Consider the following 23776-nt stretch of genomic DNA (forward strand, 5'->3'; position numbering starts at 1 on the left):
CTACATTCCAAAGACTGGCGGCGCCGAATTTAAAGCTTCTAAGAAGTCTATTGAAAGAATTGCAAAAGAAGGACGTAAATACGGTCTAAGTCTAATGGTTGTGAGCCAACGCCCGTCAGAAGTGTCAGAAACGATTTTCTCACAGTGCAATAATTTCATTGCGATGCGACTTACAAATAGAGTCGATCAAAACTACATCAAAGCTTTGTTGCCTGATAGCTCAAGTAGCCTTATAGATTTGTTACCATCGCTCAACCAAGGCGAAGCCTTTGTTGTTGGTGATTCTGTAATTATTCCAAGTTTAGTTCAGTTGCCAAAGCCAAATCCAGAGCCTAAGTCTGCAAGCATCGATACTTACAAGGAATGGGCTGAAAGTTGGAAAGATATTACGTTTGATAAAATAGTAGAGCGGTGGAGAAAGGAGGGCTAGGTGTGAAGTACCTAACAAGCGGCTACTGTCGGACTGTTAAAAAGTCCGGCTTCGCCTCCTCTTTTAACAGCCGTAGAGCCGGGCGTTAGCCCATAGAAATTTTTATGCGAAATTCGTCTAATACAGCCGAAGGCCTAAAATGTTTTTGTCCATAAACAAGCTGCAGCGAACGTCGTTTGTTCGCTGCAGCTTACGATTAACTCACTTCTTATCCCGACTTTAGGTTTAGTTAGTTCTTATCAATTTTAAAAATATCCATTGTTCGTTGAAGCGTGTCGCTGTTTAATTTCATATCTTTAAATAAGGTGTTGAGTTTCTTCGAGGTATCAAGCTCATGATTAGCGGCTTCAAGCACCGCTGCAGTATTTTGCGATATATCGTTAGCAACTTCGGACTGCTCACAGGCTGCGGTTGCTACTGACGTTGTTAGCTTCTCTACGTGAGCACTATGTTCATTAACACGTAGAGAAACCTGGCGCGTTTCTTCCACTTCGGTCATGGTGTTTTGGGTAAGCTGAGTGTTCTCTCTTATCGACTTAACCACATTTTGGCTTATCTCAGACAAGCTCAACAATAAGGTAGAGATCTGTTCTGATGATTGCTTGCTATTGTTGGCAAGCCCTCTTACTTCGTCGGCAACCACTGCAAACCCACGTCCATGTTCTCCAGCTCGAGCGGCTTCGATGGCTGCATTTAGCGCTAATAGGTTGGTTTGCTCCGCAACACTGCGAATTGAATCCAAGATGGTATTTATCTCAGATACCTGTTTTTCCATGCTTGCTGCCATGGCATCTACTTCGTTCATACTATTTGATAAGGTTTGCATGGTTGCTAGGTTTTTTTGGTTATCACTGAGGAGCTGCTCAGATTCACTATTAAGCTGGTCGCTGGCATCAAGCGTATCTTGCGCGAGTTTCGCTATTTCTTGGCTCGTTGCCGCCATTTCTTCAATGGCTACGGCAATACTAGAGGCCATTTCTTGGGTTTTTTGCGCATCATCATTTACATTTGAAGCCGCTATATGCATTTTTTCGCCTAATTCAGTTCCTACCTCTACAGACTTTGATAAACCAACCATTAAGTCTTTAAAAGCATAAATAGTGTTGTAAATCGACTCCGAGATCTGTCCTAGCTCATCGCGCGTATTTAGTCGCATATCTAGGGTTAAATCCCCCTCTTCTGCAACACGCTTTAAGATACTGGTAAGCTGTGAAAGCTCTGACCGTAATGATCGGATCAAATGTAAATTAACAACAACGATTAGCAGCAGCACGAATGTAAATACAGCAAAGAGCAGGATACTTTCAAAAGCAATATCGGATTTGTTTTGTTGACTGTCTGCAATGGTTTCTTGCCATACGACGTCTAGTTTGCTTTTGAGTTTTCCTATGCGCTGTGTTGCGCTTGTAAACCACTGCGAGCTCGATGGTAAGGTACTAAAATCAATGGGTCCTGAATGGTTTAATTGGTCTAATACTTGATTAAACTCACTGGTATCTGTACCCGTTAAAAAGTCTTGGATATTATCTAGTCTTGAGCCTTCTAAAGCGGTTTCTAGTTGTTGTAATGATAAATCTAGTTGTTGGCGGTAATATTTGATGTCGTCTTTTAGGGTGTTAGAAATGGCTTTTTTCGCGAGTACACCATTTACCTTACCTCGGATCTGACCTAAGCGCTCTTTGCTTTGTGCTATTAACAACGCAACAGAGAGTTCTGATGAGAGTTTTCTGTCTGCAACATAAGATTGAATTTTGGCAGCGGTGTTGAGTGCAACTTGATTCAATTTACTGTAGTAAGCAAATGCATTTGTGCCATTTTTACTGTCGACTTCTCTGCGGATCCGCGACTTTTCTCTTTCGACATTGAAGATATAGGGAAGCCATTTTTGTACGTTGCGATCGTCTTTAAGCTGCGTGGTACTAATTGCTTTGAGCGTCGCAATTGAGTCGTCAGCCTTGGTTCTTTGCGCATCTACCTTACTTTTATTCTGTGCATTAGGGTTGCCAAGAAAGCCTGCACTTAACCCTCGCTCAACCGCATGATGATGTGCTACTTTTTCAATTGCATCAAGCAGTATCACGTACTTGATATCTTGTTCAGCAGCTGCGTACGTTTGCCAATTATTAAACACATTCTTCCCGACTAAAAGAAGCAAAAGTGTTAGCAGCGATATTGAACTGATGAGCGTCAGCTGCATGATTGAGAATCTATTTAATATACCCATTCATCTCTCCGTAGTGCGAGCGTAGATTATTGTTTAATCAAGGTAACTATAGACCATCATGGTCATCATGAGCGCTTTAGTGAGTAAAAGTTAACCGCTCTCTATTTCTTCTTGTTTCTAAAAGGTAAAAAAATTAACATTGTTAACGCTTTTGAAGTGGTAATGTCACATTGACTAGGTATTTTTGAAACTGCCAATGTCGGCATTTATTTCAATGATAAATAGAGGAATTTATGAAAGGATTGATAAAGCTTGTAGTAATTAGCTTAGCGCTAATTTCACTGAAGTCGTATGCGGTAGTATTTACTTGTAAAGGTGTACTTTATGATATCTATGCAATCGGCAATAATAGTTATGAAGTAAGATACGAACGTGAATCAGGGTTTGACCTTGAGCCTGTCATTATTTATCCAGAGCATCAATACTTGCTGGCGCCGGTTTTAGACGCTATCCGTGAAGGTGAAAAATATCGTACAGCTTATCGTCTAGTCATTGAAAACAGAGATGGTGGCAATATAAAGTGTCATGACGGCGAAAGTAACAATGCGCTTATTGGCCTTACTAAAGTTATCGACTAAAAAAACAAGGCGCCTGACGGCGCCTTATCACTTACCCTGTAATGATCCTTAACATTCTGCGTAATGGTTCAGCTGCCCCCCAAAGTAGTTGGTCGCCAACCGTAAAAGCACTGATGTACTTTTCACCCATACTTAGTTTTCGGATCCTACCAATTGGAATACTGAGCGTTCCTGTAACATTGACTGGCGTTAGCTCTTGTGCACTGACGTCTCGCTCATTTGGAATGACACGGACCCATTCGTTGTGCTGAGCTAAAATTGCTTCAATTTCTTCTACCGACTTGTTTTCGCGGAGCTTTATGGTTAAGGCTTGAGAGTGGCAGCGCATGGCGCCAATTCTTACACATAAACCATCAATTGGAATAGGTTGTTTAGAAGAGCCTAAGATTTTGTTCGCTTCAACTTGCGCCTTCCATTCTTCTTTGCTTTGTCCTGACTCCATTGGCACGTCAATCCAAGGAATAAGACTACCTGCTAATGGCACTCCAAACTGGTCCTGCGGCAACGTATCATCTTGAATTTTTTCAGCTACCAGTTTGTCGATCTCAAGAATAGCGGAGCTCGGGTCGTCAAGCTGCGCTTTTACAGCGCCATGAATTTCACCCATCTGTGTCAGTAGTTCGCGCATATTTCTAGCACCGGCGCCGGAAGCGGCTTGATAGGTCATGGGGCTAACCCATTCGATTAGGTCTTGCTCAAACAACCCACCTAGTGCAAGCAGCATAAGGGAGACAGTACAGTTGCCGCCAACAAATGTTTTTACACCTTGCTCAAGACCTTGCTGGATCACATCCCTATTTACTGGGTCTAACACAATGATACTGTCTTGTGCCATTCGTAGCGCTGATGCAGCGTCAATCCAATAGCCTTGCCAGCCTTGTTCACGCAATGTAGGGTAAACCGATTTAGTGTAGTCGCCCCCCTGACAAGAGATAATAATGTCCATTTCTGCAAGTGATGGGATATTACTTGCATCTTTAAGCGGTTTTGGCTCTCCAGCTCCTTTTACCACAGGGCCAAGCTGGCCTGTCTGTGAGGTTGTGAAGAAATGCGCGTCAATCACTTCAAAGTCGTTTTCTTGTTGCATACGCTCCATAAGCACGGAGCCAACCATTCCACGCCAGCCGACGAGTCCTACTTTTTTCATGTTATATGCCTTTATCTTGATTATACGGTTCATTGCGTGAGTCGTATGTCTAGAAGGCTACCATAGCAAAAGAATTGGTGATGGACTAGCAAGAAATGATGATTATTAACAATAAAAAACCCCGCATGGCGGGGTTTGGATACAACATGTAAAGGTTGTCCTAATTAAACGCATCTGCGTTAATGAGAACTCGGTTCGATTTGAGCTATTGTTTTTGTTTATTAAGCTCTTAGGTAATATTACTAATCGTCTATTACAATCATATTAACATGATAGTAACTTACTGAAGTATTTAGATATATTCCTATCTTATAGACTAACTATACACAAAGTTACAGATCCAAGTCTATGAAATAACGAATAAGGAAGGAAAAAATTTAGAAAGCTTGATAAAGATCAAAAAAGCCAAGGCGAACCTTGGCTTTGATTGTAAGCTTAGTTGTTCATTAGAACTCGTAGCTGTAGCTCAGGCTAATTGAGGTGCCAACGTCTTTTTGTCGAACTACTACGTCAGACTGAGTTACTTCTTGATCTTCGTTTAGGAGGTTTTTAACTTTAAACTTCACTTTTGAGTTAAAGTCAGGATACCAAGTATAAACCAAGTCAAGTGAATGGAATGGTTGTTCGTAAGCATCGTCACGACCACCGATACCAGAGGCCAAAATACGCTCACCAAATACGTTGTATACTAATGAGCCACTATGCTGACCATCTGCAGAGTCGTAGTTTAGCTGCATATTAACAACATACTCTGAGTGACCTGTCATGCGCTTGGTTGGGTTGGTTAAGTTACCTGCTCGCGCTGGGTCAATCGACACTTCCGAATCACTTAAGGTTATGTTACCTGAAGTGAAGAAGCCACTAGCAAGGCCCGATAGGTCATATAACCACTCCGCTTCAATACCATATACCTCACCTTCTTCACCGTTAACGAAGGTAGCGGTATAATCTTCATCACCTACGCGCAGGATGGTTTCGATCGGTGCAGTAATATCTTTATAGAATGCAGCAACTGAGAAATTGTCGCCGTTGTCCATATAGTATTCAAAACGGGCATCGTAGTTCTTCAGATCACTACTCTTAAGCCCTGCTACACCGAACGTACGAATATCGGTTAATGGGTCATAGTAAGCAACCGGTACAAGTTCACGAAGGTCAGGGCGAACCGTAGTTTCACCATAGCCAAAACGAACCTGGTAGTTACCGTCAGATAAGTAAGTTAGTGATAATGCATTAAAGAAATTATCTTCGTTTACAGTCCCTGCCAAAATACGATCTTCATCATAAATGGTTTCCATGGTGACGCGGTCGAAGATTAAGCTCGATGTCGCAAGCGACACTTGTTTAAAATCTTCATAACGAATACCACCGCTGATCCGCCAAGTGTTGTCGAAGAAAATATCAAATTCGCCATAACCGGCATCTATCTTTTGAGCGGCAATGTAATCATCTGCTGCTGGTGCTTGAGGTTCGTTAAACGTCAACAAGAAAGTGTTGTTGTCGATAAATTCATCATCAAGGTAGCCAGTAATTGAATTGATTTCAGATTCATCAAAGTTTACAGGGATAGAAATACCATTTTTGTTGTTAACAACGAAGTTGCTAGTGTTATAAACACGAGCACGGTCCATAAAATCATAACCGCCTTTAAGGGTGATTTCTATTCCCTCAAAACTCAATGGCAAGGTAACGTTACCGCTGTAAGACTTAACATTATCTTCCATATCGGTATATGCGTAAGTTACTCGGTTATCATCACCGGTTACGATTGAGTTTTTATAGCTGCCGTCTTCGTTGTAGTTATCGATAAATTTAAAATCGATATCAGTGGGAATATCGGTTTGTGCTTTAGACTCTGTGTATTGCCAGTCTAAACCCAATCCCCAATAGTCTAAGAAGGTATGCTGACCAACAACTTGATCAATTTCTAAGGTACGCTCTTCATAGTTAAACTGGTGTGAGCGCTGCGCTGCGCCAGTCCCGGCAATGGTTCTTACGGTACTGCCGTTTGGACTTTGTAAAACTGAGAGGTCTGTCTCACTTTCGTTGTCTTCTAGATAGATCTTAGAGTACGAAACATTGTGCTGGTCAAGACGATAACCGAGATTAAGCACGCCATTCATACGCTCTGTTTCTGTTGTAACTTTTGACTCTTTCAATGTTACATAACAAGAGTTTGCAGTATCTTCCGCAGTCTCAAGCTTAGACGTACAGTTCTCGGCAAGGCTATCATCAATCACACCGGTAGTGCGGTCACTGTAGTTCCAGTCATTGTCGTAAGAACCAGCTAGCATAAAGCCAACGGTGCCACCTAGCCAATCTTCTTTGAAGCTATTACCAATGTTGGCTTTTACATCAAAGTTTGGATCGAGAGACTCTTTTTTCACTTGAATATCGCGAGGAAGAGAGCTCACAAAACCCTTGATAACATCAATGGCTTGGTCTGCACGCGTTAGTCCGTCTTGGTCTTTAAAACCATTTTTATCTACTATTTCACCGATATCAAAGTTACCACGATATCTTACTACTGCATCTTGCAGTGCCTGCGGTACACCTTCAGCAGTGCCGCTAACGGTATAGCCTTTATCTGAATTGATATTCTGTCCTATACCAACTTCAATCCCTGCGGTAAATTCTGAAGGGACAGATTTGGTGCGAATGTCTATGTTACCACCACCAAATGCTGCTGGCATTGAAGGCGAATACGCTTTTTGAACTGCTAGACTCTCGATGATGCTCGCTGGGAAAATATCGAGTGGAATAACATTTCTGGTTAAGTCTGGGCTTGGTACTGCTGCTCCATTTAATCGCGCACTTGAATAACGTTCACCAAGACCACGGACATAAATAAATTTGCCGTCAACTAGTGTCAAACCTGTTACACGGCGTAACGCTGATGCTGCATCACTGTCACCAGTGCGAGAAAGTTGCTCGGCACCTAAAATGTCTGCAACGAAAGCTTGGTTTTTACGTTCTTCGATTACTGCTGCAGCACTGCCTTGCAAACGAGTACCTACAGCAACAACTTCTTCAATCGCTTGCTCCTCTTCCGCAACACTGGGGAGAGAGGCTGCAACGGTGAGTGCCGCACTTATGGCTAAAGCAACTTTTTTAAATTTCATTTGAGTATCCATATGCAATCCTGCCAAAAATCATAAAAAAGGCGCAATGACTGCGCCTTAATTGTAATAACTAAGGTCATTACCGATAATTAGTCAGCGTTTGAAGCCTCAATTGCTTTCTTAGCCCATTGATACCACTCAGATGAAGTGTCTTTATCAGAGACTGCACCGATGTAATCAACTGTCGTGAAGAAATTATCATTTAGGCCGCTTAGGTCATTTGCATCAATAGTGATTGCTGCTGAGCTTGAATTTGTAGAGAAACCATCTGCCGCAAGTACGTCTTGAGCACCATCTAGAATTTGGTTAACGCCACCATTTGCAAACCAATCTTCTTTGCCTTCACCCGCAGGTAGTGGGTCTGAGCCGTTTTTGAAGTTCGCTGCACAAGCAAGTACCGAGCTGTCGTAGTTTAGTGTATCTGCTTCTGCGTTTGCAGCTGCTTTGTCATCTTTAAATTCTAGACATTCAGTACCATTAGTCGCTTCAGCTTTAACAACTAGCGCGTTGTAGTACATACCACGGATACCATCATCAAACTTCATACCTTGTGACTCACTATCATCACGGATAGAGTTACCATCAGTAGTAATCACAGTGACGTTAGCAAAGTTAAGTGTCGATGCTGGTGCCTGGCTATACTCAGCACCTGATGCTTTTTCACCGTCAGTTTCAAATCCGTTGTTACCCATGAAACCAATTGTGCCTGCTGGAAGTAGAACAGGTTTGCCATCGTCATCTGCATAGGTAACGTCGCGCTTAGTTTCAATTGTGCCGTGCTTAACCAGAATGAATTGACCTTTACCTTGCCAACCTGCATCTACGTCTACTGCATCATCTTGAGTGTCGGTTACGACGATGTTTTTGATGCTAGCCGCGCCGCCAAAGAATTCGATACCGTCATCAAAGCCTTGGTGAATGTGTAAGAACTCAAAGCTAGAGCCAGAACCTACAGCGTTAAGCGTTAGCGAGTTTAAGTCGTCTCCAGGGCCTCCATCACGAGGGCCTGAACCTGCATACCAAATTTGCGCATATTTGATTTGACCACTGCTATCAGCGTTATTGTTACCGCCATAGTAACTTGTTACACCCTCAGAATCTGCGTTACAAAGGTTTGCGTCACGCTCTGCATCTGTACATTCGTTGGTAATACCGAAGCCATTAATCATGATACCACCCCAGTCAGCGAACTGTGGCCCGATACCAGCTAGGTTAAATGCATCAAATTCCTCTGCTGAAGTAAAGCGAATTGGCTCTTCTGCTGTGCCAACGGCATTGATTTTTGCACCACGCGCGATACGAACAACCGATTCACCAGAAGTAAACGCCATTACCGTACCAGGTTTAATATCAAGTGTTGGGCCATTTTCGTCAATCGTACAATTTGTAGCGGTTGCAGTGTTACAATCTTTACCAATTAACAAAGCGCCTTTAAATACGTGTGCACCGCCATTCTCAAGTTTTGCGAATGAGATATCAGATTCAATTTCTAGAGATTTAGACGCGAAGTCCGTGCCATATACACAGTGTGGTGCTTGGAATTGACCTTGAACTTCAGTGCTGCCCACAGTGCGAGTTGTACATGGGTTTTCTGCTACCGGAGGAAGAGGTGTTTCGCCACCGTTGTTGTTAGTGTTATTTGAATTATTAACACTGTTGTCATTTACAGTAGGGGTAACTTCGATATCACCACCACAACCTGTAAGTGCCATAGCCGCGACGATTGCAGAGACTTTGAAGAGGTTTTTTAGTTCCATTGCTAACTCCAATTAGTAGACTTTTAAAAAATTATTTTTTTACTGTGTTTAAATGATGTGACTAAATTAATGGGGTTTTATTACACGAAGATTACACAGAGTTTTTGTAATTAAATCTTCATAATAGAATAAGGAACTTTTTAAGCAGAAATAAAAAAACCGCCCGAAGGCGGCTTTGGTGTTGCGATTATAAATATTATAAAAGAGCTTGTTTTAATGTTTCAGCATGGACTTTCTCACGTTTAACGTATTTAATCCATTGCTTTGCTAAATTTGCTGATTTTTTATGCTTTTCGGCTTGCTCAAATGCCAATATAGAAGCATCGAAGTTTTGCAAATTAAATTGAGCCATGCCCAGCGCAACATAGGCATTAGACTCAAATGTCAGGTCTCCTTTGTTGAGCGCAAGTCGAGCGTGGTCGGCGGCTTCATCATACCTCTCTAGGTTGAGGTATATTTCTGCAAGTCGCTGATCTAAATTGCCATTGTCAACTTTCTCGGCGGCAGCAAGGAAAAACGGAATTGACTTTTTATCTTCTCTTGCTTGCACAAAGGCTTCGGCAATAAAGGTTAAGTTTTTGGCGCTATCTTCCACTACACCCGCTTCTATACCTTTATTGAGCGCCTCGGCTGCTTTATAAGGCAGAGCGTTCATTAAATATACTTGAGCGAGCTGCATATAATCTGACTTGGTTTTAATAAAACCTCTTTGCTTTGCCGTTTCAAATGTAGACAGCTGCTTTTTCTCAGCTCCTATTTCGCCGTACATGCCGCCAAGTTGGATCCAATATTGTGGCTTGTCAAAAAGCTTAACCATTTTTTCTAAAACAGAAGCTACATTTTCTGGTTGGCCTAAAGAGTAATAAATCGCCCGTTGTAAAACTAACCAGTTTTCTTTTGGTAGGTCACCATCTGACTCAACGAGGTTAATAGCGGTATTTATATTCTTAATTGCGTCATTATACTTTTTCAGTTGATATTGAGCTTGTGCTTTTAAAATATAAAAATTGCTTTTTGGAGCTTGCGGATTTACCGCCTTCCACTCGTCAAGGAATTTTAAAGTGCGCTCAAAGTCATTATTTGCCATCGCCAATTGCGCTAAGCTAAAGGTAGTCGAAAGGCGCAGCGATTCAGGTATAGCCTCTTCTGCAATGACCGCTTGAAATGATTCAATCGCTTTGTCGAGCTGGTTTTCGTTATAGTAAATAAAACCATAGAAATTGTGCATCATGGCTATTTCATAACTGTTCATACTCGATGCTCGCTCTTTAACAGAGTCAAGTGCTGCTAAACCTTCCGCCACTTGTCCTTCGTCTGCTAACTTCTGCGCACGAGCAAGTTGACTATATACTTTTTCGCGAAGGGCTGGCACCCTTTTCGTTTTGGTTTCAGTGTCTGCATAGGCGTTTGCTATATCAACATGCGGTAAAATAGACACTACACTCGGTGCAACTAAACCGGCACTAAACAGTGCGCCTAATAACGTTATTTTCTTAAACATTTTCATAATCGCAATCCTTAATGGTTATTAGCCATTAATCTGAAATGAAATCTTATTTTGAACTCCCGCTACTTCAACGGGTTCACCGTTTACTACACGAGGTTTGTATTTAAATTTCAGTGCTGCATCTAGGGCAGCTTGATCAAAGATTGATTCGGGCTCAGCTCTGACAACAACAGGATTTCTCACCGTACCTTGCTTTGTCACAATAAACTCCACAATCACGTAACCCTCTATGCCACGAGATAGTGCGCGTCTTGGATAAACCGGTGATACTTTAACAATTGGTAGGTATTCACCATCACTAGACTCAAGGGCTAAACCACCAGCTAAATCAACATCAGCATCAACATTGGCACTGAAGTCAAAATTCGCGCCCGTCGCGTCCAGATTGTTATTCTGTGTCTGTGGTGCATCCATTGGTGGAGGCGGCTCTTTTGGCGTCGGTGGCTTTTGCGGCTTACGTTCTTTCTTTTCTACAGTCTCTTCTTTTTTAAGTCGGACGAAATCAAGAACTTGTCCTTTTACAGGGTCTGTCATTGCTCCTTCCCCTCCTTGGATAAGCGCTTGCATACCCAAGAAAAGGAAAAAGGTAACTATGCCTGCAATTACTAAAGCAATTAAGTAACGCATGGTATGTTCCTATGACTCCTGTGCTGCAATTGACACATCAAATGCGCCAGCTGCGCGTGATGCATCCATTACTTTGATAAGCGTATCGGTAGTGGCTTTTTTGTCAGCTTGGATGACAACGCTACCCTGTGGATTTTCCGCTTTCAGGCGTTCGATGTTTGCTTGAACTGCGCGGATATCAACTTGGCGTTTATTAATCCAAATTTCACCGGTGTCTGAAATTGCAACTAGGATATTGGCTCTTTGCTTTTTAACCGCAGTCGCCGCTTCAGGACGGTTAACGTCAATCCCGGCTTCTTTTACAAATGAAGCGGTTACGATAAAGAAGATAAGCATGATAAAGACAACGTCCAGCATTGGCGTCATATTGATTTCTTCGGCTTCTTCTTCTTGGAATACTTTTGCAAGTGGTGCTCTCATAATTCTTTCCTCACACTAGCTATCAATGATCTAGTAGCAGTTTGTCTTCTAATAACTCAACTTCACGTTTTGCTTTACGCTGCAGGTAGGTAGAAGCAAATACCCCTGATAGCGCACCAACCATTCCAGCCATGGTAGGGATGGTGGCTTTTGATACTCCCGAAGCCATTGACCGTGCACTACCTGAGCCTGTGATCGCCATTACATCAAATACCTCAATCATGCCGGTTACTGTGCCTAGTAGGCCCAATAGAGGACACAAGGCAACCATCACGTTGATGTAGGGTAAGTTAGCGTTGAGTTTAATCCCCACGCGAGAGATAGTTGCTTGTCTTATCTGCTCTGCGTTCCAACTATTACGCTCTTTTCTAGAGTTCCAAGTGTCTAACACTTCGTTTTTGTAGCTTCTGTATTTACCAAACACAAACATAAAGCGTTCGAGGATCAGTAGCCACATGGCAAAGGTTACGAAACCGATGACCAGGAGAACCTGGCCACCTGTATCAAGAAACTCACGTAAAGCGTTAATTGCATCAAGCAATAAAACCACGATTACGCTCCTTTCTCGCTACGCTCTGCAATGATCCCTGCACTTTGCTCTTGTAGAATAAGAAGCAAGTTACGAGAACGTGTGTTTAATAGGGTGTATAAGAATACAGTAGGAATAGCGACAACTAGACCAAGTACCGTGGTAACAAGGGCTTGAGAAATACCGCCAGCCATAAGTTTAGGGTCACCCGTACCAAACAAAGTAATTGCTTGGAAGGTATTGATCATACCGGTAACCGTACCGAGAAGACCTAATAGCGGTGCAACTACGGAAATAATCTTGATAAGCGTTAAGTTACGCGTGATTTTTGGCATTTCACGTAAGATAGCTTCGCTTAGTTTTAGCTCTAGTGTGTCGTAGGCAACATCTGGGTACTGCTCTTTTACTTTCATCACTCGGCCAAGCGGGTTGTCGTCACGAGCAACGTTGTCTTTAAGTTGACGATTAATTTTAGCACCCATCAACATCAGAGATACAAAACGCTCAAGTGCGATTAGTAGCGCAAGTAGACCAACGCCAAGAATAACATAGCCTACAGCACCACCTTGGTGTACTTGTTCTTCAGTGTTTGGCGCTTGAACTAGTAGACCAAGGATTGAACCGCCAGTAGGGTCAAGTGCAAAATCAACTGAACCGGTTGTTGCACTTTGTAGGTCCGCAGCTGTGGCAGTGAAACGAGATGAAGGCTGACGAGTCAACTCTGACAGCGTTTGAGTTTCATTATTGTAAGTCAGGTACTTACCGTCTGCGATAAGGTTGAATGCGCCAACACGTAGTACTTCTTTACTTTGCTTTGCACCACCTGCGACAATCACCTCAGTATTAAAGCGGGAAACCTTGCCCTGCTCTGTCATCTCGCGTTGCATCTCAAACCAGACCTTTTCAATGTCTTCGATAGAGGCTAGGCGTGATGTAGAGCCCATTTTCTTTGCCAGCTCACTCATGTAGTCATCACGACCTTTGATTTGTGCAGAAACCACAGAGGTAGCAAATTTGTTCGAGCTATCACCAGCGACTTGCTGAAGCACGCCAAAGAGCTCTTTGAGTGTGCCCATACGTTTGCTAAGGGTGTCACTTAAGTTAGCTAGTTTGATTTCGTTTTCTTCAAAATTCGTTTCTAAGCGCTCTGATTTTGCTAACGCCTGATTACGTTCACCAGTTAATGCGTTTAGCATTTGAATTTGATTATTTTGTTGCGCTTTAAACTCTGCCTCACGTTGCTTATTTTGTTGAGACTGGGCTACTTGTCCTTGCTCTAGTGTTTTCAGTAGAGAGTCTAAATCAAGTGCTTGCTCTGCGCTTGCAGACGCTGTAAGTGCCATACTGGTTGCAAAAATTGCATGTTTAGTGAATTTTTTTAAGAATTTCATTGTGGTCTCACCTATTACTCTGCAGCCTGGACTGGAAGCGTTAACATGTCCGGTGCTAACTGCTTACGTGCGATGCGAATGCCTTTGTTAATTTGGCTAATATTGGTATCTGGAAGCGCTTCAAATGCTTTTGTTTCTTTATTCCAAAAACCTGCTTGGCTGCCATCTTTGGTTACGTAAAGTAGCTCTAAGCGACCGATCCGTAAGAAATCTACCTCACGCTCTTGACCTGCAACATCTAGTAACTCGGTGTATGCTTCAATAGTGCGACCATAGTCAACTTCTACTTGGTAAGCTTCTAACACGCGGCGGAATTTTTCACTTGATGAGATATCTGCGCGATCCATCAGCGTTTTTAGTTGGGTAAGACGCTCTGCACGCTCTTTAGGTAGGAAAGGCACGTCAAGTTCAACGAACTGTTCAAGGCCTGTGATCATGCGCATCATTAATGGGGTGATTTGACGCTCAATAACAGATACCTGATCCATTGCGGTATTAATCGCCGCCATTTCTTCAAGTTGATTTTTGATTTGTTTTTCTAATTGCGCGTTGTAAACCGATAAACCATCGATTTCTTTGTTTAATGTTTTGAACTTTTGTAGACGAGATTGCATGTCATCAGCAATACCATCTATTTTTTCTTGGGATTTTAATGCAGAGCTATTGATAGCTGCACTTTTATCCATGACTTGGTTTAATTCTGTCGCACCGGCTGAGGCCGTTGCTAGCATACCTGCTATAAGCAAGTGGTTAACGCACTTCATCGCATACACCTTATAAATTAATTGCTAGTTGCTAAAAACTGGGTGCAGTCTAAATAGCGAAAATGACAACCATGTTGCGCAACTAATACATAAATATTACAGCTGTCATTATTGTTTAATTAATTACTTAGTGTTCTGTTTTTATTGGTGTTTTTGTAGTTAATGAGATGTTGCAGGTATTTTTTGTCATAAAAGGATCATAAAAAAGCCGCTTTTGTTAAGCGGCTTTTCTAAAAGAATAAAGCGAGGATTAGACTTTAAATTTAAGTACCATCTTTTCTAATTCATCAAACTGAAGTTTCAATGACTTACACTCTTCAAGCGTCGCGGTGAGGTTGTTGCTTCCCTGTAAGCTGAGGTCGCTAATATGGTGAATATCGCTATCGAGTGATTGAATAACAGCGTTTTGTTCATTCGTTGCACTCGCCACGGCATGGTTAACCCCATCTATTGCATCAATTGAATTACTCACTTCTTGCATTTTCGTTCCAGATGCTTGGGCACGCTCTGCACTGCGTGCCGAATCTTCAAGGCTGGCCTTCATTACCGCAACAGCCGAAGCTGAACCTTGTTGTAATTGTACTATGGTGCTTTCAATTTCTTGAGTAGACTCTTGGGTGCGCTGCGCTAACTGTCTTACTTCATCAGCAACGACGGCGAAGCCCCGCCCTGCCTCTCCAGCGCGAGCCGCTTCAATAGCTGCATTTAATGCAAGCAAGTTAGTTTGCTCACTTACGCCTTTTATTACTTCGAGCACTTGGCCGATACTGCCCGATAGCTTGTCTAAGCCATTCAGCGTTTCTTGAGCTTGAGACATTTTATCGGTAAGCGCTGCTATTTCTTCAATGTTCTCGGTGAGCGATTGTTGACTCTCTACCGATAGTTTATTGGCATTACTGGCAAGCTCAGAGGCATGGGTGGCACTGTTTGAAATCTCTTGTGCACTGGACGACAGCTGATTTATTGCAGTGGCTACGCTATCAGTGCGTTTGGATTGGTCAGTATACATCGAGAGTGTATCTTGAGTCTGGGCCACAAGGCTGTTGACTGCATTTTCAAGCGCCACAGTGGTGTTGTTGACCTGAGTTATTGAGGCGTGGATTTTATCAATAAACTGATTAAAGTAGTCAGACAATTCACCAAACTCATCTTGGTTTTCAACTTCAAGTCGTCTTGTTAGATCCCCTTCCCCCTGTGCGATATCCTTAATAGCAGCATTGAGGTTATACATAGGGCGCATTAGGTATTTAAGTAAAAGCTGCAGCATCACAATAATGGCAATGACCCCAAGCAGCATATAAATGGCGGCCATATTCCTAAATGAAGATACGGAGGAATAGGCTATCTCTTTATTAATAACGACTCCCAAATACCAATCGACGTTTTTAATGCCTTTCATTTTTACAAAAGAGACAATTTTCTCTGTGCCATCTATTTCAAGTTCAATAAACTCTCTACTCAAGGGTAGACGTTCACCAAATAGGTCAGACATTGGTTTGTCGTTGAGTTTGGTGTTTGGGTGGCTGAGTATTTTGCCGCTTTGGTCAAGCAAAAAGCCATAACCAAACCCTAGGAAGTCAATTTCGTTGATGATTTCGGTAATTGTCGACATGTCGATATCACCACCAGCAACCCCTGCAAAACGCCCTGCTGACTTAACGGGGACAACCGCTGAAATAGTAAATTCATTCGTGGTTACATCAATATATGGTGCGGTAAATGCTGTATCTTGCTTTTGCTCAGCCAATTTATACCAAGGCCGGCTAGTCGCATTAAAATCAGCCGGTAACTGGATGCTTGGGTCGTCTAAAACGAATGTGCCGTCAGGTGTGCCGATAAACACGTTTTTAAAGTTACCTGCGGTATCAGCTGTTTGTAGGCGGCGTCGGATCTGCTCTTTGGAGTCAGTCTCACGGTGTCCATGTGCTACTGAGGCGACGATTTCTAACCTATCGTTTAACCAATTGGCAATATTTTGTGAAACCGAGCTGGATATTTCTTGCAGCACCAAGGTTAAGCGAGCTTGAGTTTGGTCTCGCATTACTAGAAAGTTATTTACGGTAAATAGTCCCAGTACAATAACTAGTACAAGAGAGGCTGCTACGGTTACTTTGGTGGTGAACTTTAGCGCTTTAAACATGATGATCCTGTTGAACTTGTTCTTTTTGCCAATAATAACGAGGTGGATGTCGTCTTTGGCTATTCGTTATTCTTTTGGGAAACCGGTTCCCTTATCATTATATTTAACAGAAAGTCTAAGATTTGTCTTTGATTATCGGCAGTAAATTCACCAGATTTAGGGCTTTGACGAAAATAATTAAGTTTAGCGGATCAGGGGGGAGTGAATTTCAAATCGTGGCGTAGCGGCTTTATTTTTTGGAACGTTCCGACTTGGCGTCTGTGTTTTCGTTTATGAATACGTATTCAAGCGATGGATAGATAATGTGTGTGCAATAAAAAAGGCGAGCAATGCTCGCCTCTTAATACCAATTAATTTAGTTTGGCCTGCCACTTTTGCGACAGTTTAACAACGTTTAAGCCATACCATGCGATATAGACATAAAACAGCAAAGGCACAATAAAGCTGATTTGGATGTGGAAGTTATCGGCTACTACCCCTTGGATCAGTGGAACAATGGCTCCACCAACAATGGCTAAGCATAGCCATCCTGAGCCTCTACTAGTTAATGAGCCTAGGCCCTCAATAGCCATAGAGAAAATGGTTGGGAACATGATGGAATTAAACAAACCAATAGCCAGTACTGCAACCATCGCAATATTGCCATTGGTGCTCATAGTGAGTGCCAGTAACAGAATAATAACGGTGGCGTTAAATGCGACAGCTTTAGAAGGGGCGATTGTTTTTAGCACCGCCGATCCGATGAAGCGACCAACCATAGCACCGCCCCAATAGTAGCCGATAAGTTTAGCCGCAGCATGTTCCTCAAGTCCGGCAATTTCAGGCTGAGCAAAGTAATTAACCAAGAAGCTTCCTATGGCGACTTCGGCACCTACGTAGCTAAAAATAGCAAGGACACCCATTACTAAATGTGGCGCTGCTGTTAGGTTATGGTGTTTTGCTTTGCAGTCTACCTCTTCAGTGTGCTCTGCGATAACAGGAAGCTTCAAAAAAGCAAAGACGATGGCAATGCTAAGTAGTGCTGCTGCTAACATTAAATAGGGGACTTTCACGGCATCTGCGGTTGCAGCCGCCTCTACGGTTAACGTGCCTGCAGAGCCAAATAGTAAAAAGCCACCAACAATTGGCCCCACGGTTGTGCCAAGAGAGTTTAGTGCTTGAGCCAAGTTTAATCGGCTTGATGCGGTGCGTGGATCACCTAAAGCGGCAACATAAGGGTTGGCAGAAACTTGCAGTACGGTTATTCCTGAGGCTAAGACGAATAAAGCAGATAAAAAGATCCAATATTCATGCACAACTACCGCTGGGTAGAACATGATACAGCCGATAGATGCCACAATTAAGCCAGTTAAAACGCCGTTTTTATAACCGAAGCGTTTAACTAAGTACCCCGCAGGTAGGGATATAATAAAGTAGGCACTGAAGAAGCAAAATTGGATTAGCATCGCTTCTGTGTAGTTGAGATCGAATACGCCTTTTAAGCGCGGGATCAGTACGTCGTTTAGAACCGTAATAAAACCCCAAAGAAAAAATAGTGTTGTCATCGCAATAAGCGGAAGCCGATAATTATTATTCTCGTTATTCCCGCTTGTGACGAAGGTTTGATTTGTATTTGTTTCGCTCACAAGTGATACTCCAGTCAGTTTTCACCTTGATTCTACACACCGTTACAAGAAAGTCACAAACGAATTATTGGAACGTTCCTTTTATGTTGGGCTTAAAATAAAATTAAAAGTTTTTCTCAGGTAAAAGTTAGCTGAATTTTCAATCTAGGCAATATATGAGATGTAGACATTATAAGTAACCTGAACTTGGCATAACAACTTGTTCACTTGCAGCTGTTATCCCCTACTGCTGCATTAAATTTTTTTGCAACAGGCCAGCCATGGACGTACAAATTCGCTTTATGTTTTGGTTAGCGTGTTATTAGGCTTTAAGGTATTTTGGTGGATTAACCAACTTCTTATCCCGAGTTCAGATTGAGTAATACCAAATTGATTAGAGAATTAATTCAATTGCTATAAGCGTAACAGAATGCATTGGTGGGAGACTGGTCGGTCTGTGTTGATAAAGTTTTTGAATGGGCCTTATAACGGTGGCTGTCCCAATAAATAATGATAATTGGAACAGCGCTGAGGTAAATTAATCGCAATCGTGCTTTGGCCAATCTACTATGTGCGATTCAAAGTCTTCTTCAAGGTCGACATCAAGCTCTGATATGGCCTTACCAAAGATACAAATACCGGCGTCAATCATTGCTTGCTTAGAACCATTGTGTTTAAGCGGGTGCCAACTTGCCAACCCCCTGCCCTCGTGGAGCCTACGGTAACTGCAGCTATTAGGCATAAAGAAAATGTCTTTGAGGTTGTCTTTAGTTAGCTGAACACAAGACGGCACAAGCGTTTGACGCTCACTATAACGGCTACAGCCACAAGTGTTTTTATCATTGTATTGGCATACCACATCAGTGTAGAGCAGCTCTTCTCCCTCACGCAAAAAGTCAGTACTTTCGAATGCTTCGTCTTCATCATGATCACTATCAATAAATGAATGGAGGCAGCATTTGCCACAGCCATCACAAATTGATTCCCACTCTTCTCTCGTCATTTCTTCAAGCGTTTTTTCTTGCCAAAAGCCCATGATTTCGCCCCTTAATTTTTGTCTTGCCACCATGTTCATTGAGTGGGATGAATGAAGCCATTCAAATGAACGGCGCATTCTATAGGATAGTTGGTATTAATTCAAAGCGAGCGAAGCGTTTGTGCTGATGATGCAGATTTGTTGATCTTTTATAAGGTATAGGCGTTCACTCTTGTCAGGGGAAGTTTGATTTCCATGTTGAGGCCACCCAATAAACTATTAAAAGACTCAATGTCTCCACTATGTGCTTCAATGACCTTTTTGCACATTGCCAGGCCCATTCCCTTTGAACCCCCTGAATTTGTTCGAGATGGCTGTGTTTTATACAAAGGGTCAAATAGCTTCTGATGTGACTCATAAGATAAAGGTGTACCTGAGTCTTCAATGCGTATAATTAGATGACCGTCAATACAAAAAAAGTTCATCTTAACCTGAACCTGCTTACCACCATGTTTGACAGCATTAGCTAAAATTTCAAGGATACAATTGGTGATAGCGTCGAGATCAATTGTCACTTTTTCGCTCCCTGCGAGTTGATAGTTTACTTCTAATTGTTGAGGCTGTTCTGCAAATAGACTCGCTGCCTTTGCATGCACTTGGTTTACTAGCTTACAAATTGTGGTGTCTCTTAGGTCTAACATTTTGGCTAGCTTGTCATTGTCGGTGACTAGCATGAGTTGATTAATAAACTCGTTAAGCTCATCGATCTTATCCATTAACTTGCCATAACTTTCCTGTACATTCTCAACGATATTATATTGTAAGGACTCTACCTGTACTTTCATCACGGTGAGTGGAGTGCGCAGCTCATGAGAGAGATCAGTGAATAACTGTTGCTCTTTTTTCTCTAATGCCTTTTGACTCTGGCGAGTAAATTGCTTTTCTGTTTTGACTGTATTAGCCAAGGCATTCACTTGAGTTTGCAGCGTAGATAATAAGTTGTTCTGGGCTGACTTGTTTTGTTTTGCAAGCGCTAATGTGAATAATATCACTTCTATTAAGTAGCCAACTTTTATGGCGCTAGATATATGATAGACGTTAACCCCTCCAAACATGGTGCCGCCAATAGCGATGGTATTTACAAAAACTACGTGGTTTGCCAGGCTGAGAGAGAAGGTCATAGACCCAGGTGAGCCTTGTTTAAAAGACCAAAAACTGGTGTAGACAAACAGCGGAATGATACTAAGACTTAACACCAAATTATAATGAACAGATTGGGTATACAGTGCAACCGGAATAAGCACTAGATAGCCAAACAAAAATAGACGGTGCAGTTGGTCAAGAAGTCGACATCGCTGCTTCAGTTGCAAAAACTCGCGGATAAACAGCAGGTGAAAGATAGGCACTAAGGTCATTAGGCAAGCGGAGAACAGCGTGGCAAATTTTCCCTGTGTAGGCCATAAATACGCAAAGGTGAAACCGGACATGTCCATAACGATCAGTAAAAATAATAATGTCCAGATACAGTAATACGCATTTGTCATGTTTGCGTTGAAGTAGAAATTCACCAGCACGATAAGAAATACCGCAATAATAACGCCACAGAGCGCTGCATTTATCACTGAGCTCGTTAGTACGTTGCTATCAAGTTCTGCACTGTTTATCAATCTAATGTCAGCAGGTGCATTGGCAAAAGTTTGGTAGCGAATTAATAGTACCCCCTCTTTCTTATCCATTTGCGGTATAGGTATGTAGAGTTGCGGCGTGCGTACAGGTCTTTGCGAAAAAGTGGTGCTTAGATCATGATGAGCAATTGAAGTAACAGCCCTGTCTTCGATTTTTATGACATTGAGCCATGGCAACCTTGCAAAACCAAACGCTAAAAATAGTTGTTCCTGCGTATTGAGTAAAGTCAAATCAATGACCGTCCACTGATAAGCTTGTTGCTTCAGTGCGGGTTTAGCATTAGCTAACTGGTGGGTAATTTCATCAATGTTAGCCTCCGAAACGCCGGGGAGATCTATTAGGTCCTTACGATCAATTTCATTAAAACTAACTTCTAATGGGTGTGATGCTCTGTTATAGAACGAAGGCTCTGAATACTGAGCAAATCCCGTTGTTGAAAAGAACAGCAATAAAAATAAAAACAGTCTGGACATAGCAATAATAGGCACAAGAGACGTGAACTAACCTTAGCTATAAATAGTGAAGCAAATGTGGATGAAATTTGAAGAGGTAAATAATTGTAAACAGGCAATGCAGTAAATATGCAATAAAAACAGCGTATTATATAAGCATATCGTTTTGTGGTTTGATAAAGCGATTAGAAAGTAGCCATCTAAGGTGGGTTAAATAAAACTGAAATATAACTGTAACAATTGAATGGTTAAATGCGCCACTGAAATAAAAGTGTCATGAATAAACACGAATTACTCTAAGAGCATAACTATGGTTAATCAAAATCAGACTTCAACGGCGGCCAAGCTTTTAAACTGGCTGTCCATCATATTACTCGTTTACCTAGTCTTAGTGGCTGTTGGTACAGTTAGTGGTGGTTTTAAACTGGCCTCAGGTGGAAGCGAAGGTGCTAAAGAAATCTTTGCTTTTGCAACAAATCCACTTGTCGCCCTGTTATTGGGAGCGCTAGCTACGGCTCTAGTACAGTCTTCATCTACAGTAACCTCGGTGATTGTTGGTTTGGTTGCTGGTGGTTTACCTATCGGTATCGCTATTCCGATGATCATGGGTGCAAATATTGGTACAACAATCACCAACACGCTTGTCTCGATCGGCCATATTCGGAGTAAAGAAGAATTCAGACGCGCCTTTGCTGCATCCACAGTTCATGACTTCTTTAACTTATTGGCGGTAGTGATTTTCTTACCGCTAGAGATTATGTTTGGTATGTTAGAGAAATTGGCCTCAGCGTTATCTCATTTATTTGTTGGTGATGCAGACCTTTCTCTAAAGAGCTATAACTTTGTTAAGCCCTTAGTTAAGCCTGCGGTTGGCGTAGTTAAGGACACCGTTAGCTTTTTAGACTCGACCGCAGCTGGAATTTCAATGGTGGTCATCGGCATCATGATGATCTTATTTGCGGTAACTTATCTTGGTAAACTATTGAAAAAGGCATTGGTTGGTAAAGCTAAAGAACTGTTGCACAGTGCAATTGGACGCGGCCCCTTTGTTGGAATTGGTTCTGGTGCATTAGTGACTGTGATGGTGCAATCGTCATCAACTACGACAAGTTTAATGATCCCATTAGCAGGTAGTGGTGTGTTTACCACAAGACAAATTTATCCGTTCACATTAGGTGCAAATATTGGTACGACTATTACCGCATTATTGGCTGCAACTTCTATTACAGGCGCGGCTGCAGAAGTAGCGTTAACGATTGCTCTGGTCCATGTATTGTTTAACGTGTTTGCGGTTACGCTGATTTACGGGCTACCTTTACTGCGCGAAATCCCGTTACGTTTAGCCGAAAAGCTTGCTGATATAGGTACTCAGAATAAGCCTGCTGCCCTTGCTTACGTTCTTGGCTCATTCTTTGTCTTTCCTGGGTTGATAATGTTGGCGGTACGTTAGGTTTTATACGTATCGCAGGAGATAGGATAAGAGGACGTATTATTCTATCTTCTGTGCAATCTAAACCACATATAAATAAATCGTTAAGTAGAGTTTAACTAGTATTGGCTTTTGACTTCTAAAACCTGCCTATTTTGATTACTGAACACTTGATTGATTGATTGAATGTTGTTAAGTTTAAGTTTAAATAAGGTAATATAGTTTAACAGGAGTTAAAAAATGAAAGGTTTGAAGGTCCTCTCTTTAGCGATGATGCTAGCATCAACATACGCAAATGCAAAATCAGATGTTAGCGTACGAGATGAAGTTAGAAACGATTTTTTAAATGATCAAATATTAGTTCAGAGTTTAGAGCAATTCAACGCATATCCAAACGACGAACAGTCAGCACTTCAAGCAAGAGCAATACTAAGCGAGAAGCTGCATTCCTTGAGTACTAGATACAACCTCACTATTGAACAAGTTGATGCAATTATCATGAACCAAACCATTAAACTGGATGTTGATTCATTTGACTCGAACGTTGTCATACTTGGGAAGCCAGATGTAGAGCGTATAACAGTTCATTGCGATGACGATTGTAAAAACGCAGCTTACTCAGGTCATTTTACCGGATGGGCTGAAACCGCTGCTAGCAACAACAACGTAGGATATGGCGAACACTTTAATATAGGCTATGATGACGGTAGTGTAAGGCAGTTTCTTCGTACTACGAGAACACAGCGTATAGTGTTAAAAATGGATAAGGTTATTTTCGAAAAAATAGTTAAGAGACCAGGGGAGCACGACAGTTTTTGATTTTCTATAAACTCGGCATTGGCGCTAGCTTATTCAAGATAGGTTAGCGTTTTTATGTACCCCTTTCTTTGCACCACCAGTTAATCTCGTAGCTGTAAAAAGTTTTTCATATCAATTTTATTCTTCTAATACGAAATAAATTTGACTATCGTTATAGCAGTAGAATTCGTTCGC

At 42.0% G+C, this 23776-nt stretch carries 18 protein-coding genes; 4 read left to right on the top strand and 14 right to left on the bottom strand.

Features of this window, described 5'->3' with window-relative positions; translation table 11 throughout:
• A partial coding sequence (locus tag CEX98_RS13510) for an ATP-binding protein (protein ID WP_143484342.1) occupies positions 1-430 on the top strand: 430 nt, incomplete at its 5' end.
• Positions 431-659: 229 nt separating this feature from the next.
• On the opposite strand, the gene CEX98_RS13515 is transcribed toward CEX98_RS13510, so the two are convergent.
• Positions 660-2654: a methyl-accepting chemotaxis protein gene (locus CEX98_RS13515; RefSeq protein WP_099642584.1), complete on the bottom strand. Its 1995-nt coding sequence runs from the start codon at positions 2652-2654 to the stop codon at positions 660-662.
• A 233-nt stretch (positions 2655-2887) separates the two neighbouring features.
• Here CEX98_RS13515 and CEX98_RS13520 point away from each other — a divergent pair, with 233 nt between their 5' ends.
• On the top strand, positions 2888-3232 hold the full coding sequence (locus CEX98_RS13520) for a hypothetical protein (protein WP_099642585.1): 345 nt from the start codon (positions 2888-2890) through the stop codon (positions 3230-3232).
• A gap of 31 nt (positions 3233-3263) precedes the next feature.
• Here the strand turns inward: CEX98_RS13520 and asd are convergent, their stop codons facing one another.
• From asd to CEX98_RS13585, 13 genes are all read right to left on the bottom strand, one after another.
• Positions 3264-4379 carry an aspartate-semialdehyde dehydrogenase gene (gene asd, locus CEX98_RS13525; protein ID WP_099642586.1) on the bottom strand — a complete coding sequence of 372 codons (1116 nt, stop codon included), beginning with the start codon at positions 4377-4379 and terminating at the stop codon, positions 3264-3266.
• Between the two features lie 446 nt (positions 4380-4825).
• Complete coding sequence (locus CEX98_RS13530) at positions 4826-7513, bottom strand: TonB-dependent receptor domain-containing protein (RefSeq protein ID WP_099642587.1); 2688 nt, start codon at positions 7511-7513, stop codon at positions 4826-4828.
• 77 nt (positions 7514-7590) lie between these two features.
• The gene (locus CEX98_RS13535) at positions 7591-9258 is read right to left on the bottom strand and encodes a hypothetical protein (protein ID WP_099642588.1); all 1668 of its coding nucleotides are present in this window, start codon (positions 9256-9258) and stop codon (positions 7591-7593) included.
• 196 nt (positions 9259-9454) lie between these two features.
• Entirely contained in the window at positions 9455-10765 is a 1311-nt protein-coding gene (locus CEX98_RS13540) for a tetratricopeptide repeat protein (RefSeq protein WP_099642589.1), read from the bottom strand.
• A gap of 21 nt (positions 10766-10786) precedes the next feature.
• A complete protein-coding gene (locus CEX98_RS13545; protein ID WP_099642590.1) occupies positions 10787-11392 on the bottom strand; it encodes an energy transducer TonB in 606 nt (201 codons plus the stop codon).
• Between the two features lie 9 nt (positions 11393-11401).
• Positions 11402-11812: an ExbD/TolR family protein gene (locus CEX98_RS13550; protein WP_010378708.1), complete on the bottom strand. Its 411-nt coding sequence runs from the start codon at positions 11810-11812 to the stop codon at positions 11402-11404.
• Positions 11813-11834: 22 nt separating this feature from the next.
• Positions 11835-12362: a MotA/TolQ/ExbB proton channel family protein gene (locus CEX98_RS13555; protein ID WP_099642591.1), complete on the bottom strand. Its 528-nt coding sequence runs from the start codon at positions 12360-12362 to the stop codon at positions 11835-11837.
• A 2-nt stretch (positions 12363-12364) separates the two neighbouring features.
• The gene (locus tag CEX98_RS13560; protein WP_099642592.1) at positions 12365-13732 is read right to left on the bottom strand and encodes a MotA/TolQ/ExbB proton channel family protein; all 1368 of its coding nucleotides are present in this window, start codon (positions 13730-13732) and stop codon (positions 12365-12367) included.
• Positions 13733-13746: 14 nt separating this feature from the next.
• Positions 13747-14496 (bottom strand): DUF3450 domain-containing protein, encoded by a 750-nt coding sequence (locus tag CEX98_RS13565; RefSeq protein WP_099642593.1) that lies wholly within the window; start codon positions 14494-14496, stop codon positions 13747-13749.
• Between the two features lie 250 nt (positions 14497-14746).
• Positions 14747-16636, bottom strand: coding sequence for a methyl-accepting chemotaxis protein (locus CEX98_RS13570; protein WP_099642594.1), 1890 nt, complete (start codon positions 16634-16636; stop codon positions 14747-14749).
• A gap of 350 nt (positions 16637-16986) precedes the next feature.
• Positions 16987-18261 carry a sugar MFS transporter gene (locus tag CEX98_RS13575; protein WP_099642595.1) on the bottom strand — a complete coding sequence of 425 codons (1275 nt, stop codon included), beginning with the start codon at positions 18259-18261 and terminating at the stop codon, positions 16987-16989.
• Positions 18262-18778: 517 nt separating this feature from the next.
• Positions 18779-19276, bottom strand: a complete 498-nt coding sequence (locus CEX98_RS13580; protein ID WP_099642596.1) for a YcgN family cysteine cluster protein — start codon at positions 19274-19276, stop codon at positions 18779-18781.
• Positions 19277-19425: 149 nt separating this feature from the next.
• Positions 19426-21375, bottom strand: a complete 1950-nt coding sequence (locus tag CEX98_RS13585; RefSeq protein ID WP_172439772.1) for a sensor histidine kinase — start codon at positions 21373-21375, stop codon at positions 19426-19428.
• Between the two features lie 289 nt (positions 21376-21664).
• Between CEX98_RS13585 and CEX98_RS13590 the strand changes: the two genes are divergently transcribed.
• On the top strand, positions 21665-22804 hold the full coding sequence (locus tag CEX98_RS13590) for a Na/Pi symporter (RefSeq protein WP_099642598.1): 1140 nt from the start codon (positions 21665-21667) through the stop codon (positions 22802-22804).
• A 219-nt stretch (positions 22805-23023) separates the two neighbouring features.
• The gene (locus tag CEX98_RS13595) at positions 23024-23602 is read left to right on the top strand and encodes a hypothetical protein (protein WP_099642599.1); all 579 of its coding nucleotides are present in this window, start codon (positions 23024-23026) and stop codon (positions 23600-23602) included.
• The last annotated feature ends 174 nt before the right edge of the window (positions 23603-23776 follow it).

Origin of the sequence: Pseudoalteromonas piscicida, from assembly GCF_002744175.1 — a bacterium.
Taxonomy (GTDB): Bacteria; Pseudomonadota; Gammaproteobacteria; order Enterobacterales; family Alteromonadaceae; genus Pseudoalteromonas; species Pseudoalteromonas piscicida_B.

Bases quoted from the DNA above. Each gene is read 5' to 3' on its own strand.
- CEX98_RS13515 (WP_099642584.1), bottom strand. From the start codon at position 2,654: ATGGGTATATTAAATAGATTCTCAATCATGCAGCTGACGCTCATCAGT.
- CEX98_RS13520 (WP_099642585.1), top strand. From the start codon at position 2,888: ATGAAAGGATTGATAAAGCTTGTAGTAATTAGCTTAGCGCTAATTTCA.
- asd (WP_099642586.1), bottom strand. From the start codon at position 4,379: ATGAAAAAAGTAGGACTCGTCGGCTGGCGTGGAATGGTTGGCTCCGTG.
- CEX98_RS13530 (WP_099642587.1), bottom strand. From the start codon at position 7,513: ATGGATACTCAAATGAAATTTAAAAAAGTTGCTTTAGCCATAAGTGCG.
- CEX98_RS13535 (WP_099642588.1), bottom strand. From the start codon at position 9,258: ATGGAACTAAAAAACCTCTTCAAAGTCTCTGCAATCGTCGCGGCTATG.
- CEX98_RS13540 (WP_099642589.1), bottom strand. From the start codon at position 10,765: ATGAAAATGTTTAAGAAAATAACGTTATTAGGCGCACTGTTTAGTGCC.
- CEX98_RS13545 (WP_099642590.1), bottom strand. From the start codon at position 11,392: ATGCGTTACTTAATTGCTTTAGTAATTGCAGGCATAGTTACCTTTTTC.
- CEX98_RS13550 (WP_010378708.1), bottom strand. From the start codon at position 11,812: ATGAGAGCACCACTTGCAAAAGTATTCCAAGAAGAAGAAGCCGAAGAA.
- CEX98_RS13560 (WP_099642592.1), bottom strand. From the start codon at position 13,732: ATGAAATTCTTAAAAAAATTCACTAAACATGCAATTTTTGCAACCAGT.
- CEX98_RS13565 (WP_099642593.1), bottom strand. From the start codon at position 14,496: ATGAAGTGCGTTAACCACTTGCTTATAGCAGGTATGCTAGCAACGGCC.
- CEX98_RS13570 (WP_099642594.1), bottom strand. From the start codon at position 16,636: ATGTTTAAAGCGCTAAAGTTCACCACCAAAGTAACCGTAGCAGCCTCT.
- CEX98_RS13580 (WP_099642596.1), bottom strand. From the start codon at position 19,276: ATGGGCTTTTGGCAAGAAAAAACGCTTGAAGAAATGACGAGAGAAGAG.
- CEX98_RS13585 (WP_172439772.1), bottom strand. From the start codon at position 21,375: ATGTCCAGACTGTTTTTATTTTTATTGCTGTTCTTTTCAACAACGGGA.
- CEX98_RS13590 (WP_099642598.1), top strand. From the start codon at position 21,665: ATGGTTAATCAAAATCAGACTTCAACGGCGGCCAAGCTTTTAAACTGG.
- CEX98_RS13595 (WP_099642599.1), top strand. From the start codon at position 23,024: ATGAAAGGTTTGAAGGTCCTCTCTTTAGCGATGATGCTAGCATCAACA.